The organism is Salinivibrio sp. ML290 (assembly GCF_001995695.1).
In the GTDB taxonomy this organism is placed as follows: Bacteria; Pseudomonadota; Gammaproteobacteria; order Enterobacterales; family Vibrionaceae; genus Salinivibrio; species Salinivibrio siamensis.
In genome coordinates this window covers 1-1,545 of sequence record NZ_MUEY01000035.1, presented here as the reverse complement: position 1 = coordinate 1,545, position 1,545 = coordinate 1, and the positions used below count along the sequence as shown (strand labels likewise).

At 48.7% G+C, this 1,545-nt stretch carries 4 tRNA genes and 2 rRNA genes; all 6 read left to right on the top strand.

The annotated features are described in order from the left end of the window. Positions 1 to 152: ribosomal RNA gene (locus BZG23_RS16390) — 16S ribosomal RNA — on the top strand; the annotation flags it as partial. Between the two features lie 81 nt (positions 153 to 233). Continuing rightward, positions 234 to 309, top strand: a tRNA-Glu gene (locus BZG23_RS16385). A gap of 1 nt (position 310) precedes the next feature. Further along, positions 311 to 386: transfer RNA gene (locus BZG23_RS16380), tRNA-Lys, on the top strand. Between the two features lie 12 nt (positions 387 to 398). Then, a tRNA-Ala gene (locus tag BZG23_RS16375) sits at positions 399 to 474 on the top strand. Positions 475 to 486: 12 nt separating this feature from the next. Next, positions 487 to 562 (top strand) — tRNA-Val (locus BZG23_RS16370). Between the two features lie 501 nt (positions 563 to 1,063). Then, positions 1,064 to 1,545, top strand: a 23S ribosomal RNA gene (locus tag BZG23_RS16360); the annotation flags it as partial.

The following is a 1,545-nucleotide window of genomic DNA, read 5'->3' as shown; positions in this document are numbered from 1 at the left end:
TGTACACACCGCCCGTCACACCATGGGAGTGGGCTGCACCAGAAGTAGATAGCTTAACCTTCGGGAGGGCGTTTACCACGGTGTGGTTCATGACTGGGGTGAAGTCGTAACAAGGTAGCCCTAGGGGAACCTGGGGCTGGATCACCTCCTTACTGACGCTATTTTTGCGAGTGTTCACACAGATTGTATAGGTTGAAGCATTAAAGAGGATATGTTCCCAAACATATCGGCGTGTCCCATTCGTCTAGAGGCCTAGGACACCGCCCTTTCACGGCGGTAACAGGGGTTCGACTCCCCTATGGGACGCCATGGGTTGTTAGCTCAGTTGGTAGAGCAGTTGACTTTTAATCAATTGGTCACAGGTTCGAATCCTGTACAACCCACCATTTCTCAGGCGCGGGGCTATAGCTCAGCTGGGAGAGCGCTTGCATGGCATGCAAGAGGTCGGCGGTTCGATCCCGCCTAGCTCCACCAAGTCTGGAAGATGGGCGATTAGCTCAGTTGGGAGAGCACCTCCCTTACAAGGAGGGGGTCACTGGTTCGAGCCCGGTATCGCCCACCACGCTTTAAAGGTTTTTGCTTAAGAATCTTTAGAACGTGGTTTATTTAGCAATAAACGACATGCTCTTTAACAATCTGGAAAGCTGACAAGTCATTCTTAAAGAATGACAGTAAAGTTCTCANGCTCAGTTGGGAGAGCACCTCCCTTACAAGGAGGGGGTCACTGGTTCGAGCCCGGTATCGCCCACCACGCTTTAAAGGTTTTTGCTTAAGAATCTTTAGAACGTGGTTTATTTAGCAATAAACGACATGCTCTTTAACAATCTGGAAAGCTGACAAGTCATTCTTAAAGAATGACAGTAAAGTTCTCAATCAGTGACATGTAATGTCACTCACACAATCAAGTGTGCTTGGGCTTTGTCTTAGTGATAAGCAAAGTCTCTATTTTGAGTCCGGCAAAAACAAAACCTTAATTGGTTGATGATTCAACACTGAGTGGTTTTGCGACGCAGATTTCTTTTTTAGACAATCTCGCCGTAAATAAAACCTCTTGGGGTTGTATGGTTAAGTGATTAAGCGTAGACGGTGGATGCCTTGGCAGTCAGAGGCGATGAAGGACGTACTAANTCCGAATGGGGAAACCCACCTGCATAAGCAGGTATCTTAGYGTGAATACATAGCGCTAAGAGGCGAACTCGGGGAACTGAAACATCTAAGTACCCGAAGGAAAAGAAATCAATTGAGATTCCGGCAGTAGCGGCGAGCGAACCCGGAGCAGCCCTTAAGCGGCTTAGGCGTTAGGTGAACAGGTTGGAAAACCTGGCAATAAAGGGTGATAGCCCCGTAACCGACGGCGCCTTAGACGTGAAAACGAGTAGGACGGGACACGTGATATCTTGTCTGAACATGGGGGGACCATCCTCCAAGGCTAAATACTCCTGACTGACCGATAGTGAACCAGTACCGTGAGGGAAAGGCGAAAAGAACCCCTGTGAGGGGAGTGAAATAGAACCTGAAACCGTCTACGTACAAGCAGTGGGAGCC